This window comes from Arthrobacter sp. 05N33_2, from assembly GCF_056397425.1.
Genome location: NZ_JBFTNJ010000002.1, coordinates 99667 through 113599, shown reverse-complemented (window position 1 = coordinate 113599; position 13933 = coordinate 99667). Strand labels below are relative to the sequence as shown.

At 66.7% G+C, this 13933-nt stretch carries 11 protein-coding genes; 6 read left to right on the top strand and 5 right to left on the bottom strand.

Going from position 1 to position 13933, the window contains the following annotated elements; all coding sequences use genetic code 11:
* Window positions 1-54: 54 nt before the first annotated feature.
* Window positions 55-750, bottom strand: a complete 696-nt coding sequence (locus tag AC1DHX_RS03410) for a queuosine precursor transporter (protein WP_476860065.1) — start codon at window positions 748-750, stop codon at window positions 55-57.
* Between the two features lie 215 nt (window positions 751-965).
* Here AC1DHX_RS03410 and AC1DHX_RS03405 point away from each other — a divergent pair, with 215 nt between their 5' ends.
* Together AC1DHX_RS03405 and AC1DHX_RS03400 are read left to right on the top strand one after the other, a co-directional pair.
* Window positions 966-1790: an ABC transporter ATP-binding protein gene (locus AC1DHX_RS03405; RefSeq protein ID WP_476860064.1), complete on the top strand. Its 825-nt coding sequence runs from the start codon at window positions 966-968 to the stop codon at window positions 1788-1790.
* On the top strand, window positions 1790-2572 hold the full coding sequence (locus tag AC1DHX_RS03400; protein WP_476860102.1) for an ABC transporter permease: 783 nt from the start codon (window positions 1790-1792) through the stop codon (window positions 2570-2572). Before AC1DHX_RS03405 ends, AC1DHX_RS03400 begins: the two co-directional genes overlap by 1 nt.
* Window positions 2573-2710: 138 nt before the next feature.
* Here the strand turns inward: AC1DHX_RS03400 and AC1DHX_RS03395 are convergent, their stop codons facing one another.
* A complete protein-coding gene (locus tag AC1DHX_RS03395) occupies window positions 2711-4165 on the bottom strand; it encodes an MFS transporter (protein WP_476860063.1) in 1455 nt (484 codons plus the stop codon).
* Window positions 4166-4322: 157 nt separating this feature from the next.
* On the opposite strand from AC1DHX_RS03395, the gene AC1DHX_RS03390 reads away from it, so the two are divergent.
* On the top strand, window positions 4323-5219 hold the full coding sequence (locus tag AC1DHX_RS03390) for a hydroxymethylpyrimidine/phosphomethylpyrimidine kinase (RefSeq protein ID WP_476899856.1): 897 nt from the start codon (window positions 4323-4325) through the stop codon (window positions 5217-5219).
* 31 nt (window positions 5220-5250) lie between these two features.
* On the top strand, window positions 5251-5613 hold the full coding sequence (locus AC1DHX_RS03385) for an iron chaperone (RefSeq protein ID WP_476857834.1): 363 nt from the start codon (window positions 5251-5253) through the stop codon (window positions 5611-5613).
* 91 nt (window positions 5614-5704) lie between these two features.
* Here AC1DHX_RS03385 and AC1DHX_RS03380 read toward each other — a convergent pair whose 3' ends face one another.
* From AC1DHX_RS03380 to AC1DHX_RS03370, 3 genes are all read right to left on the bottom strand, one after another.
* Window positions 5705-6976 carry a serpin family protein gene (locus AC1DHX_RS03380; protein ID WP_476860062.1) on the bottom strand — a complete coding sequence of 424 codons (1272 nt, stop codon included), beginning with the start codon at window positions 6974-6976 and terminating at the stop codon, window positions 5705-5707.
* A gap of 107 nt (window positions 6977-7083) precedes the next feature.
* Window positions 7084-8832 carry a pyruvate dehydrogenase gene (locus AC1DHX_RS03375; protein WP_476860061.1) on the bottom strand — a complete coding sequence of 583 codons (1749 nt, stop codon included), beginning with the start codon at window positions 8830-8832 and terminating at the stop codon, window positions 7084-7086.
* 237 nt (window positions 8833-9069) lie between these two features.
* A complete protein-coding gene (locus tag AC1DHX_RS03370; RefSeq protein WP_028278044.1) occupies window positions 9070-10581 on the bottom strand; it encodes a helix-turn-helix transcriptional regulator in 1512 nt (503 codons plus the stop codon).
* Window positions 10582-10723: 142 nt separating this feature from the next.
* On the opposite strand from AC1DHX_RS03370, the gene aceA reads away from it, so the two are divergent.
* The gene (aceA, locus tag AC1DHX_RS03365) at window positions 10724-12055 is read left to right on the top strand and encodes an isocitrate lyase (protein WP_476850538.1); all 1332 of its coding nucleotides are present in this window, start codon (window positions 10724-10726) and stop codon (window positions 12053-12055) included.
* A gap of 200 nt (window positions 12056-12255) precedes the next feature.
* On the top strand, window positions 12256-13920 hold the full coding sequence (gene aceB, locus AC1DHX_RS03360) for a malate synthase A (RefSeq protein ID WP_476860060.1): 1665 nt from the start codon (window positions 12256-12258) through the stop codon (window positions 13918-13920).
* Window positions 13921-13933 lie beyond the last annotated feature (13 nt).

The following is a 13933-nucleotide window of genomic DNA, read 5'->3' as shown; positions in this document are numbered from 1 at the left end:
GCTCCGAACCGGCTAGCTCCCAACTGGCCGGCGGCCGGAGGATGAGGAGGAGTCCTAGGCGCCGTAGCTCGGTTCGCGCTTCTTGACCCAGCCGATGGCGAGCGAGGTCAGCGGGACGAAGGCGAACTCCACGAGGGTCTTGTAGAGGAAGCCCACGAGGACGTAGTTCATGAACATCGCGGCGTCGGTAATTCCGATCACAGATGCGGCGATGCTGCAGAATATCAGGGTGTCCACGAACTCACCCGCCACGGAGGAGCCCATGATGCGCGCCCACAGGGACCTTTCCCCGGTCCGCGCCTTCATCTTCACCAGGATCCAGGAGTTGATGGTCTGGCCGGCGAGGAAGGCCAGCAGCGATGCCAGCACAATCTGCGGGACCGGTCCCAGTGCGCCTTCCAAGGCTGCCTGCTTGGAGGAACCGTATTCGTCGTCGAACCCCGGAAGGGCGATGATGACCCAGTAGCAGACCGACGCGAAGACGGACAGCGCAAAGCTGGTGATGATGGCCTTGCGCGCCACTTTGAAGCCATAGACCTCGCTGATGACATCGCCCAGGATGTACGCCAGCGGGAAGAGGAAGAAGCCGCCGTCGGTGATCACGGGGCCGATCGCCACGCCCTTGGACGCCCCGATGTTGGACAGGATCAGCACCACGGCCATGACAGCGAGCATGATGCCGAAATGTGGGGAGCCGATCGAGGCGAACCTTGGTGCGGCTGACGCCGGGAAGGTCTTGGCGGAAGTCATGGGTATTCCATTCGTAGTGGTTCGCTCGGCGGCCCGCACCCGCAAGGGGAACACGCTGGGCGGCCGGCTGTATTAGCACTGGACGGCCCCGGTAACACAAGCAGCCGGAACCGCCTCCATTCTCGCACCCGACGGTGCGGGAGCCTGATGCAGCCGCAGCTTCACCCTGTGAACGCTCCGGGCATGGTGGCAGGATGGGGCCATGGAGGAGCCCCATGCCTGACTCCGCGGTTTCCACGCGCGCCCTCGTCAAGCGGTACCGCGACGTCACCGCCGTCGACTCGCTCAACCTCGACGTCCGCCGGGGCGAGATCTACGGGTTCCTCGGCAGGAACGGGGCGGGCAAAACGACCACCATCCGCATGATGCTCGGCCTGATCCGGCCGAGCAGCGGGGAGGTGACCATCCTGGGCCAGCGCATCATCCCTGGCGAGACCGCTGTGTTCGCCCGCGTTGGCTTCCTCGTCGAGACCGCGACCGCCTACCCCAACCTCACCGTGCGCGAGAATCTGGACATCCAGCGCCGGCTCACCGGTTCGCCGCCGCGGTCGGTCGCCGACTCGATCACGCTGCTGCGCTTGGATCCTTATGCCGATCGGCGTGCCGGGCAGCTCTCGCTCGGCAACAAACAGCGTCTCGCTCTCGCCCGCGCGCTGCTGCACTCCCCCGAACTGCTCGTGCTCGACGAGCCCGCCAACGGCCTTGATCCGGCTGGCATTGTCGAGATCCGCGACCTGCTCCGTTCGCTCGCCGACGGGCGCGGCGCCACCGTCTTCATGTCGAGCCACATCCTCGCCGAGGTCGCTCACCTGGCCGACCGCATCGGTATCGTCCACGACGGCCGTCTCATCGAGGAGTCGTCGCGCGACGAACTCGCCGCGAAGGCGCGCGCGTTCGCGACCGGCGCCTACACCCCGGAAGAGCGCGAGCAGGCGCTGCTCACACTGGATCTGGAGCGCTACTTCCTGGCGCGGACGGGCGATGCGCGCGGTGCCGATGGCCGGAGGAGCGGCGCTTCGTCCGAGGGCGGCGCGGTTTGATGTTCGGTCAGGTTCTTGGCACCGAGTTCATGAAGCTCCACCGTGCCAAGGCGACGTGGGCCACGCTGGCGGTGCTCGCGATCATGCCGCTCGGTATTGCGCTTTTCATGTGGATCGTGCGCGAACCGGGGCGGGCGGCCCAGCTGGGGCTTCTGGGTACCAAAGCGAGCCTTGCCGGGCTTGAGGCGACGTGGCTCCAATACTTCTACATGCTCACGCTGGTCTTCGGTGTCGGCGGGATGCTGCTGCTGACGTTCATCGTCGCCTACCTGTTTGGTCGGGAGTACGGTGATGCCACCGCCAAGAACATGCTCGCACTGCCCGTGGCCCGTCATTGGTTCGCCGCCGCCAAGCTGGCGGTCGCGGCCGTGTGGTGGATGGCGCTCATCGTCATAGTCCTCGTCGAGGCCATGGCGATCGGACTGGTGTTGGGGCTGCCGGGGTTCTCGGCAGAGTTGGCCGCGACGGGAATCGCACACGTGCTCCTCGCTGCGACGGTCTCGTTCCTGCTCGCGCCTGTGGTCGCCTGGATCGCAGTGTGGAGCCGAGGCGAAGTGGCCCCCATCGCTTTCTCGCTCGTTATGCTGGCCCTGGGCAATCTGTTCGGCAAGACCGGCTGGGCGGAGTGGTTCCCTTATTCGATCGTCCCGCTGCTGATCGGCATGGTGGCCGATCCTGTCGGCTCGCTCCAGCCAGGCAGCTATGTTGTGCTCGCGGGAACGTTCGTGGCGGGCACCGCCGCAACGATCCTGCAGCTGCGGTTCGCAGACAACGCCCAATAGCGTGGGACCGGGCCGCCGTCGTTGTCGCCGTCCATTCGCTCCTTAGGCCGCGAGTTCGCCGGAAACGCGCCAAGTCGCCGTAAACATACGGCGACCCGGCGCGCTTCCGGCGAACTCGAGGACGGCTTGCGGCCTGCCCTAGCGGCGCGAGGCGTCGATGAGGTCCTTGTCCTCGTCCCTGCCGCCGTCGCCCGGACCACCAGCAGCCGCGTCCGGACCAGCAGCCGCCGTCCCCGCAGCCGCGTCCGGACCAGCGGCCGCCCAGGCGTGGCCCTGCTCGTGGTCCAGGTGCGTGGACTTCTTGTTCTTCAGCGCGAAGATGTAGACCAGCAGGGAGATGGCGATGGCCACGGTGACGTAGGTGAAGAACAGCTCTTCCTGCCCGGTCTTCTGCAGAGCAGCGCCGATGAGCGGGACGGTGCCGCCGAAGAGAGAGTTGGCGATCGCGTAGCCCAGGCCCACCCCGAGGGCGCGGATGGACGCGGGGAAGAGCTCGGCCTTCACCAGGGCGTTGATGGAGGTGTAGCCGCCCACGATCAGCAGACCGCCCATCATCAGCAGGAACGCGGTGATCGGATCCTTGGTCCCCGCGAGCGCGGACAGGAGCGGCCAGGTGAACAGGACGCCGGTGATGCCGAACCACAGCAGCAGCGGTTTGCGGCCGACCTTGTCCGAGATGATGCCGTAAACCGGCTGGAGCAGCATGAAGATGAACAGTGCCCAGAAGTTGATGACCGACGTGTCCGTCTTGGCGATGCCGGAGGTATCGTTCATGAACTTCAGGATGAAGTTGGTGTACGTGTAGAACGCCACCGTGCCGCCAAGGGTGATTCCGATGCAGATCATGAGCGGTTTCCAGTAGCTGGTGAACAGCAGCTTCATGGTCCCGGGCTGCGCCTGGCCTCCCACGGCAGGGGCCTTTGCGGCCTCAAGCTGTTCGGCCGAGACGGTTTCCTCCATGGAGCGCCGCAGCCAGAGGACCACCAGCGCGGCCACGCCGCCCACCGCGAACGGGATGCGCCAGCCCCACTCGGTCAGCTCAGCCTTGGGCATGGCGTTCTGCAAGACCACAAGGACCAGCAGTGCCAGCATCTGGCCGCCGACCAGGGTGACGTACTGGAAGCTGGAGAAGAAGCCGCGGCGCTTGGACGTCGCAGCCTCGGACATGTACGTGGCGCTGGTGCCGTACTCACCGCCCACGGAGAAGCCCTGGATCACGCGGATGAGGACCAGCAGGATCAGGGCCCACAGGCCGATCACGTCCTGGGTGGGCAGCACCGCAATCGCGAAAGAGCCCGCGGACATCATGGTCACGCTCAGTGTCAACGCGGCTTTGCGGCCCTTGCGGTCGGCGTACCGGCCAAAGAACCAGGCACCGATCGGGCGCATCAGGAACGACGTCGAGAAGACGGCCATCGCCTCGAGACCGGCCTGGAGCTCGTCCTTGGAGTTGAAGAAGTGCGCCTGGAAGTAGGCCGCGAACACGGTGTAGACGTAGAGGTCGTACCACTCAACAAGGTTGCCGGCCGAGCCTTTGAGGATGTTGCCGACGGCTTTCCGGGTCTGGGCCGCTTCGGTCAGTTGGGTGCTCATCAATGAACCTTCCTGGATCCGGCGCCGCCTGTAAGCAACACCGTCCGCCACCCTAGTCCGCGTGATCCGGAACACTCAGGTTTTGTTCATACTGTTCATGGAACGCTTGTTCATGAGCACAATGCGCGCGGTTTTGGCGGGATGGCAGGATGGGACCATGACTTCTACCGCATTCGATTCCACCGCCCTGGCGGATGGCGCTGCTGCTTCCGATACAGCTACCGAGCCCGCCTCCTCCCCCGCCGTCGCGCTGACCATCGCAGGCTCCGAAGCGACCGGCGGCGCCGGCGCGCAGGCTGACCTGAAGACGTTCCAGGAACTCGGCGTCTTCGGGATCGCGAACCTGACCTGCATCGTGTCCTTCGACCCCAAGGACAACTGGAACCACCGCTTYGTCCCRGTGGACCAGCAGGTCATCGCGGACCAGCTGGARGCSACGACGGCGGCSTACGGYGCCGCGTCCGGCGCACCGGCCGTKCTGGACACCGTCAAGATCGGCATGCTGGGCAGCCCGGCGACGATTTCGACCGTGGCCGCGGCGCTGGCGGCCGGGCAGTTCGCCAACGTGGYGCTGGATCCGGTGCTGATCTGCAAGGGCCAGGAGCCGGGCCACGCCCTGGACACCGACCAGGCGCTCAAGTCCCACATCCTGCCGCTGGCCACCTTCGTCACGCCCAACCATTTCGAGGCCGAGTCGCTCTCCGGGCTGGAGATTACCGACGTCGAGTCCCTCAAGGCCGCCGCGGTCCGCATCCATGAGCTCAGCGGCGCCGCGGTGCTCGCCAAGGGCGGCGTGCGGCTCGAAGGCCCCGACGCCGTCGACGTCTACTACGACGGCGAAACCCTGGAAGTCCTGTCCGCCCCGAAGGTGGGCGAGGTGGCAGTCTCCGGCGCCGGGTGCTCTTTGGCCGCGGCGGTGACGGCCGAGCTCGCCAAGGGTGCGACGCCGCTGGCCGCCGCCCGGACGGCGAAGGCGTTTGTGACCGCCGGCATCCGGAACCGTGTGGCCTCGGGCGCGCCGTTCGATGCCTTGTGGCAGGGCGGCCCGCGCTAACTCGTTGCTGGGATCGTTGGAGGGAACGGCAATGGCACAGCACTTTGAGTCCGTGGAGGAATACATCGCCTCGTTTCCTGCTGACGTGCAGGAGGCGCTGCAGGAGATCCGGCGATGCTGCCATGCGGCGGTACCCGGATCAGGGGAGAAGATCAGTTACGGCATCCCGACGATCACGCTCGGGGGCAGATACGTCGTATATTTCGCGGGCTGGGCGCACCACATCTCCGTCTACCCCGTGCCCGACGGCGACGAATCGCTAAGCACGGAACTCGCCCCCTACCGCGCCGCGAAGGGCACCCTGAAGTTCCCGTTGCGGAAGCCTGTCCCGTACGAGCTGATTGGAAAAGTGGCGGCGGCCCTGGCACAAGAGCGCCGGAGCGGGACGCCCTAAGCCGTCGAGTTCGCCGGAGTCCCTCCAGTTCGCCGGAAGTTTGCGGCGAACTGGAGGGCTTCCGGCGATGTGGGTCCCGGTAGGCCGCCCGTCAGCGCGGGTCCGCGACCTTCCCCATGAAGACCGGGAGTCCGGTTTCGGTGTGCACGACCTGGTAGAGGAACGGCCGGTCGAAGTCGATGGTCTGGTCCCGGAGGGGCGGCACACCGGTCACGGCGCCGTTGATCTGCGTCACGGCGGCGGCCACCGTTCCCTTCTCGGCAACGGTGATGTTGGCCGCCTGGGCGGCCTGCGTGAGCGTCAGCTTCGGCTGGATGGCGTCGAAGTCTTCGGTGGTGACCAGGGTCCTGGCCAGCCCCAGCGCTTCAAATACCTTCCGCAGGTCGAAGGTGCTCTTGTGGTCCCACTTGGGCAGGGAGATCAGTGCGGAGACCTCCGGGGCCGTGTCCAGGGCCGCCGCAATTGCCGTCAGCTTGGCCGCCGTGAGGCTCTCCGGCCCAACGCCAGGACCGGGCAGCACCAGCCGCATGGCAAAACCTTCTGCGTACGGCAGCTCGACCGCCCGCCAGCCAGGGCCCTCCGCATAGGCCAGCTGCAGCGAGTTGTACATGGTCGGCACGCTGATTTCCTCGCCACCGGACTTGGTGAAGGGGCTGTCCGAGGTGTCGTTGGGATCGAATGGCGACAGCCATGCCGCGGCGAAGTACAAGGCATTGAGGAGGCTGAACGTGTTGTCGCGATCGTACTCCGCGGGTGCTTTCTTGATCCGGCCGCCCGTGTTCCGGTCCACCCAGGCATCCAGGGCCGGCCCCGTGGCGGCCTCATCCCGGAAGTCCACGGGGTACACCCCGGTGCCGTAGTGCCGGGCAAGGGTTTCCAGGTAGTTCTTTCCGGTTGGTACGTCCTTGTCCACAAACAGACCGTTGGCCGCATGCATGACCGGCTTCCGGGGCGGGTCCTTTTCGTCGACCGAGCCGGGATCACCGTCGTACGCAGCCAGGGACTCGAGCAGGGCGTTCATGGCCTCATCCCGGTTGCCGTCCGGGAGCCCCAGCATCTGGTCCATTTCGACGGCGGTCTCCCCGGACGCCCCTGCCCGCAGCATGGCGAGCGCGATCAGCAGGCTGCCGGGGGACGACACCACGTTCCCTTCGGCCCCTTCACCGCCGTCGGCCAGCAGCGCGGCTCCCAACGTCAGGGCGGAGGCCCGGAATGCCTGAAATTCGGCAGCGTACGCGGCGCGGTCCACCGGAACCCGTTCGACGCCGTCGGCCTTCACAAGCCCTGGTACCGGGGGCGCACAAGCCGTGAGCACCGCGATGGTTCCCGCCGCCACAATTTTCGCCATGCGGTGATCTTTCATGGCCACCCCCTTCGCCTCGATTGGTGCGCAGTTCGCCGGAATGTCTCCAGTTCGCCGGACATGTCCGGCGAGCCGGGCAGCTTCCGGCGAACTCGCCGGGCCCGCCCCTAGCGCCGCGGGACGTTCCGCAGATTGCTCCGTGCCATACTGACGGCCTCGCCGGCGCCCCGGTTCAGGACCACTTTGGACATCGCCGTGGCGAAGCCCAGGACCTGCGCGCCCTTGATCTTCGGCGGGAGGGACAGCGCCTTGGGGTCCGTGATGAGCTCCACCAGCGACGGGCCGGGGTGGGCGAAGGCTTCCCGGTACGCGGCCTCGATGCGGGACGGATCCGTGACGCGCTCGGCGTGGAAGCCCAGGGCCCGGGCAACGTCCGCGTAGTTGGCGTCCGGGACGTCGACGCCGAAGTCCGGGAGCCCGTCCACCAGCATTTCGAGTTTCACCATGCCCAGGGTGGAGTTGTTGAAGACCACCACGTTCACGGGCAGCCGGTGCGCGGCGACCGTAATGAGCTCGCCCAGCAGCATCGACAGGCCGCCGTCGCCGGAGACCGAAACCACCTGCCGGCCGGGGTATGCCAGCTGGGCGCCGATCGCGTGCGGCAGCGCGTTGGCCATGGACCCGTGCAGGTACGAGCCGATCAGCCGGCGGGTGCCCAGCGGGTTGATGTACCGGGCGGTCCAGACATTGCACATGCCGGTGTCCGCCGTGAAAATCGCGTCCCTCGCCGCCACCTGGTCCAGCAGCGAGGCAGCATATTCCGGGTGGATCGGCTGTTTCGTCCCGACGTTGCGGGTATACGCCCCCACGGCCTTGTTCATGAGCCGGTCGTGCTTCTTCAGCATCGCATCCAGGAAACGGCGGCTCTTCTTGGCCGTGACCAACGGCATGAGGGCGGCAACGGTGGGGAGGACGTCGCCGTGCACTGCGACGTCGACGTCGGTCCGCCGCCCCAGTTTGTGCGCGGCCCGGTCCACCTGCGCCGTCCGGGTTCCGGGAAGGAACTGGTCGTACGGGAAGTCCGTTCCCAGCAGGATCAGCAGGTCCGCGTCCTCGATGCCCTCGGCCGCGGCGCCGTAACCCAGCAGCCCGGTCATGCCGATGTCATAGGCGTTGTCGTACTGCATGAAGTCTTTGCCGCGGAGGCTATGGCCGATCGGCGCCGCGATCAGCCCGGCGAGCGCAATCACCTCGTCGTGGGCGCCCTCGACGCCGGCACCGGCAAAGATGGCCACCTTGCCGGCGGCGTTGATGGCGTCGGCCAGTTCCTGCACACTCGCGGGGTCCGGCATCAGCGTCGCCGGCCGGAAGGTCGCCGGGGCCGGCGTTTCGGCCGTCGCCTCCAGGCCGGCGATGTCACCGGGAAGGGTCACGACGGCGACGCCCCTGAGGCCGACGGCGTGCTGGATGGCGCTGTGCATGACGCGGGGCGCCTGCTCCGCGGTGCTGATCAGCTCGGAGTAGACCGAGCACTCGTTGAAGAGCCGGTCGGGGTGGGTTTCCTGGAAGAAACTGCTGCCGATCTGCTTGCTGGGGATGTGAGAGGCGATGGCCAGCACCGGCGCCCCGGAACGGTTGGCGTCGTACAGGCCGTTGATCAGGTGCAGGTTGCCGGGTCCGCAGGAGCCGGCGCACACCGCGAGCCGGCCGGTCAGCTGGGCTTCCGCCGCCGCGGCGAAGGCGGCCGCCTCCTCATGCCGGACATGGATCCAGTCGATCCCGCCCTGTTGCGAGCCGCCAGTCTTGCGGACGGCGTCGACAATCGGGTTGAGGCTGTCCCCGACTATCCCGTAGATCCGCTGCACGCCGGCAGCCTGGAGTTGTTCGATGAGCTGGGTGGCAAGTTCCTTGGCCATGGGCGCACGCTCCCGCGAGATGGATCGATGAGCTGACACAGGCCAATATAGTCCGCCCGCCTGCCAGCCGCCCCCCACGGAACGCTCCCTCAGCTTTGGCAACCGATCGCCGAACGCTCCCTCACCTGATCTGAGGGAGCGCCGGGGAGCTTCGGGCCGGATCTGAGGGAGCGTCCCGCCAAAAACCGCAGGACCTGGGGGAGCGTCTGGGAAAATCCTGCAGAAGCTGCCGGAGGGTCAGCTCCCCGAGTGCGCCTGCAGGAAGGAGTAGACCTCGGTCTCGTCCACGCCCGGGAAGGCGCCCGGCGGCATGGCCGCCAGCAGGTGGGAGTGGGCCCGGGCCGAGGGCCAGGCGTTCCCGGCCCATTCGGCGGTCAGCGACGCCGGCGGGCGGCGGCAGCAGCTTTCGTCCGGGCAGGTGGACTTGGACCGCTCGGTGGTGTCGCGGCCGCGGAACCACTTCACGTGCGCATACGGGACACCCACGGAGAGCGAGAACTCCCCGTTCGCGGAGCGTTCCGTCCGGGCCGTGCACCAGTACGTCCCGGCCGGGGTGTCGGTGTACTGGTTGTAGGCGCTGAACTTGTCCGGGACGTCGAACACCACCCGGGACGTCCAGTTCCGGCACGAGAACTGACCCTCGATGGCGCCGGTGTGGTCCTGCGGGAACGTCACGCCGTCGTTCTCGTAGGCCTTGTAGATGATGCCGCTCTTGTGCGTCTTCTGGAAGTGCGTGCGGATGCCCAGGTGCTGGGTGGCCAGGTTTGTGAAGCGGTGCGCAGCGGTCTCATAGGACACCGCGAAGGCATCCCGGATGTCCTCGACCGCGATTTCCTTGGCCTGCTTGGCCTCCTGCAGGAATGCCACGGTAGCCTGCTCGGGCAGCAGCAGCGCGGCGGCGAAGTAATTCGTGGCCACGCGCTGCATCAGGAAATCGCCGTAGTTGTTCGGCGTCTGGTGGCCCAGGACGTAATGGCCCAGCGCCTGCAGCAGCACCGACCGGGGGTCGTGATCGCTGCGGGCGTTCTGCGTGAGATAAATTCGGCGGTTCTTAAGATCAGTCACCGAACGCGTGGAATGAGGGAGATCACCCACATGGTGGAGGCTGAATCCGAGATGCCCTGCGATGTCCGAAATGACGTGGTGGGACAGCGGACCGCTCGTGTGGCCAACGGAGGCCAGGACCTTCTGCGCCTCGGCCTCATACTCGGGGAAATAGTTGTTCCTCTCGCGCATCATCGCGCGCAGTTCACCGTTCGCGCGGCGGGCCTCCTCCGGCGTCGCGACCTGTTCGTTCAGGCGGCGTTCCAGCTCATGCTGCAGGCCCACCATCGACTCCAGCACATCCATCGGAAGCCGTGAACTGATGCGGATCTTGGGCAGATTCAGGGACTCATAGATGGGGCTGCGCTGGTACCGTTCCAGCTCGATCTCCAGCGCCGCACGCCGGTTGGGCGGCTCCGCGCCGAGCAGTTCGTCGATGCTCACCCCGAGTGCCGCTGCAAGCTGCTGGAGCAGACCAAGCTTGGGCTCGCGTTTGCCGTTTTCCATCAGGCTCAGCTGGCTGGGGGCCGTCCCGACGGCGGCACTCAGGTCATCGAGCGTGAGCCCTGCCGCCTTGCGCAGATGCCGGACGCGCCGGCCCAGGCTGATGACATCCACCTCCGGCGCTGCGGGCGCGGACGACGCAAGGGCTTGGCGGTTCCAGCTGGTTGAGTGCATTTCTTGAGAATACGCGAAGAAGTGCATTTCTTTCCATAGCTTTGGTCTAGAAACCCCTTGGAAAGTGCAGAAAAGTAGAACTCACGGAAAGATTCACTATCCGGGAACAACCAGCCAGGATCTGCAGAGACGCAGACTGACCGGCCCCGGACCCACCAAGGAGACAAAGATGACTGCAGCATTTGAGCCCACCCAGCAGACGCCCGAGCAGCAGGCCGCCGCACTGGAGCTCGAGTGGGCCGCCAACCCCCGCTGGGAAGGTGTGACCCGGGACTACAAGGCCTCCGACGTCGTCCGCCTCCGCGGCCGCGTCTCCGAAGAACACACCCTCGCCCGGCGCGGCTCCGAAAAGCTGTGGAAGCAGCTCACCGAAGAGCACAAGACCGGCGGCTACACCAACGCCCTCGGCGCCCTGACCGGCAACCAGGCCGTGCAGCAGGTCAAGGCCGGCCTCCGCGCCATCTACCTCTCCGGCTGGCAGGTCGCCGCGGATGCCAACAACTCCGGCCACACCTACCCGGACCAGTCGCTCTACCCCGCCAACTCGGTCCCCACGGTGGTCCGGCGCATCAACAACGCCCTGCTCCGCGCGGACCAGATCGAGTTCTCCGAGGGCATCCAGACCGTCGAGGACTGGATGGTCCCGATCGTGGCCGACGCCGAAGCCGGCTTCGGCGGCCCGCTCAACGCCTACGAGCTCATGAAGTCGATGATCCAGGCCGGCGCCTCGGGCGTGCACTGGGAAGACCAGCTCGCCTCGGAAAAAAAGTGCGGCCACCTCGGCGGCAAGGTCCTGATCCCCACCCAGCAGCACGTCCGGACGCTGAACGCTGCCCGGCTCGCCGCCGACGTCGCCGGTACCCCGTCGGTCATCATCGCCCGCACCGACGCCGAGGCGGCCACCCTGATCACCTCCGACGTCGACGAGCGTGACCAGGAATTCATACTCCGCGAAGGCGGCCAGCCGGTCCGCACCCCGGAGGGCTTCTACAAGGTCCGCAACGGGATCGAACCCTGCATCGCCCGCGCCAAGGCCTACGCCCCGTACTCCGACCTCATCTGGATGGAGACGGGCACCCCGGACCTGGAACTGGCCCGCAAATTCGCGGAATCCGTCAAGGCCGAGTTCCCGGACCAGATGCTCTCCTACAACTGCTCGCCGTCGTTCAACTGGCGCAAGCACCTCGATGACGCCACGATCGCGAAGTTCCAGCGCGAACTCGGCGCCATGGGCTTCACCTTCCAGTTCATCACCCTGGCCGGCTTCCACGCCCTGAACTACTCGATGTTCGACCTCGCCCACGGCTACGCCCGGGAAGGCATGAGCGCGTACGTCGAGCTGCAGGAGAAGGAATTCGCCTCCGAGTCCCGCGGCTACACCGCCACCAAGCACCAGCGCGAAGTCGGCACCGGCTACTTCGACGACATCGCCACCGCGCTCAACCCGAACGCATCCACCCTGGCCCTGGTGGGATCCACCGAAGAAGGCCAGTTCCACTAGAACTCACGACGGCGGCAGTTCCGCCAGCGGACCGAACGCTCCTCCGCGTGCTATTCCCCATTGCCGCCTTCGCCATTGCCCACCTCGGCGGGGCGGCAATGGGACCCCTTTTACGCACGCTTCCGGAGCATCCGGCCCGCCGTCTTCAGCGCACGTCACCACCCGCCGTCGAACTTTTGCTTCTCCAAGGAGAGATTGAGATGAACAGCTTCACTGACAACTTCACTATCAACGGGATCACGTTGACCGCGCAGCCGATTTGCCGGCAGAGCGAGGTCCTCACGCCGGACGCGCTGGCGTTTGTTGCCAAGCTGCACAAGGCCACGGCAGGGCCCCGTCGGGAGCTGCTGCAGGCACGGCAGGAACGCCGCCAGCAGATCTCCAAGGGCCAGGACCCGCGGTTCCTGCGCGAGACCGAGTCCGTCCGCAACGACCCGAACTGGCGCGTGGCTCCCCCGGCCCCGGGCCTGGAGGACCGCCGTGTGGAAATCACCGGGCCGGTCGACAAGAAGATGACGATCAATGCGCTGAATTCCGGCGCCAAGGTGTGGCTCGCGGACATGGAGGACTCCTCCACGCCGTCCTGGCGCAACGTGATCCAGGGCCAGCTGAACCTCACCGATGCGCTGGAGCGCCGGATCGACTTCACTTCCCCGGAGGGCAAGGAGTACAAGCTGCGCCCGGCCGGGGAACTGCCCACAGTCGTGGTCCGCCCCCGCGGCTGGCACCTGCCGGAAAAGCACATGCTCATCGATGGCACGCCTATTGCCGGCGGGATCGTGGATTTTGGCTTGTACTTCTTCCACAACGCCCGCCGCCTGATCGCCCAGGGCAAAGGTCCGTACTTCTACCTGCCGAAGATCGAGAGCCACCTCGAGGCCCGGCTGTGGAACGACATCTTCATCATGGCGCAGGACCTGCTGGGTATCCCGCAGGGCACCATCCGCGCGACCGTGCTGATCGAGACCATCACCGCGGCGTTCGAAATGGAGGAGATCCTCTACGAACTCCGGGACCACGCCGCGGGCCTGAACGCCGGCCGCTGGGACTACATCTTCTCCCTGATCAAGAACTTCCGCACCCGGGGACCGCGCTTCGTGCTCCCGGACCGCGGCCAGGTCACTATGACCCAGCCGTTCATGCGCGCCTACACCGAGCAGCTGGTCCGGGCCTGCCACAAGCGTGGCGCCATGGCGATCGGCGGCATGGCCGCCGCCGTCCCCAACCGCAAGGATGCGGACGCCAACGCGATCGCCTTCGAGAAGGTCCGCGCGGACAAGACCCGTGAGGCGAACGACGGCTTCGACGGTTCCTGGGTGGCGCACCCGGACCTGGTGCCGGTCTGCCGCGAGGTGTTCGACGCCGTCCTCGGCGAGCGTCCGAACCAGCTCGAGCGCCTCCGCGAGGACGTCACCGCGGACGACCGCGCGCTCCTGGACATCTCCGCGACCACCGGAACCATCACTGAGCAGGGGATCCGGAACAACATCGAAGTGGGGATCCGCTACATCGAGTCGTGGCTGCGCGGCAACGGCGCGGTGGCCATCCACAACCTGATGGAGGACGCCGCCACCGCGGAAATCTCCCGCTCGCAGCTGTGGCAGTGGATCTTCGCCCGGGCCATCACCGACCACGGCGACGTAATCACCCGGGAGTGGGTGGAGGACATGCTGGACGAGGAATTCGCCAAACTGGAGCGCTTCGAAGGAGACCGTTTCGCCGACGCGCGGGACATCTTCGAGGAAGTCACCCTCAGCAGCGAGTTCCCGGCCTTCCTGACGCTGCCGGCCTACGACCGCTTCCTGCATGAAGCGCGCGACGGCGCCGACGCCGCCAGCGGGGACCCCGCACTGGTTCCGGCGTAGGACTCCGCGTCCC

Excerpts from the sequence above, each read along its gene's own strand:
- AC1DHX_RS03410 (WP_476860065.1), bottom strand. The coding sequence starts at position 750 with ATGACTTCCGCCAAGACCTTCCCGGCGTCAGCCGCACCAAGGTTCGCC.
- AC1DHX_RS03405 (WP_476860064.1), top strand. The coding sequence starts at position 966 with ATGCCTGACTCCGCGGTTTCCACGCGCGCCCTCGTCAAGCGGTACCGC.
- AC1DHX_RS03400 (WP_476860102.1), top strand. The coding sequence starts at position 1,790 with ATGTTCGGTCAGGTTCTTGGCACCGAGTTCATGAAGCTCCACCGTGCC.
- AC1DHX_RS03395 (WP_476860063.1), bottom strand. The coding sequence starts at position 4,165 with ATGAGCACCCAACTGACCGAAGCGGCCCAGACCCGGAAAGCCGTCGGC.
- AC1DHX_RS03385 (WP_476857834.1), top strand. The coding sequence starts at position 5,251 with ATGGCACAGCACTTTGAGTCCGTGGAGGAATACATCGCCTCGTTTCCT.
- AC1DHX_RS03380 (WP_476860062.1), bottom strand. The coding sequence starts at position 6,976 with ATGAAAGATCACCGCATGGCGAAAATTGTGGCGGCGGGAACCATCGCG.
- AC1DHX_RS03375 (WP_476860061.1), bottom strand. The coding sequence starts at position 8,832 with ATGGCCAAGGAACTTGCCACCCAGCTCATCGAACAACTCCAGGCTGCC.
- AC1DHX_RS03370 (WP_028278044.1), bottom strand. The coding sequence starts at position 10,581 with ATGCACTTCTTCGCGTATTCTCAAGAAATGCACTCAACCAGCTGGAAC.
- aceA (WP_476850538.1), top strand. The coding sequence starts at position 10,724 with ATGACTGCAGCATTTGAGCCCACCCAGCAGACGCCCGAGCAGCAGGCC.
- aceB (WP_476860060.1), top strand. The coding sequence starts at position 12,256 with ATGAACAGCTTCACTGACAACTTCACTATCAACGGGATCACGTTGACC.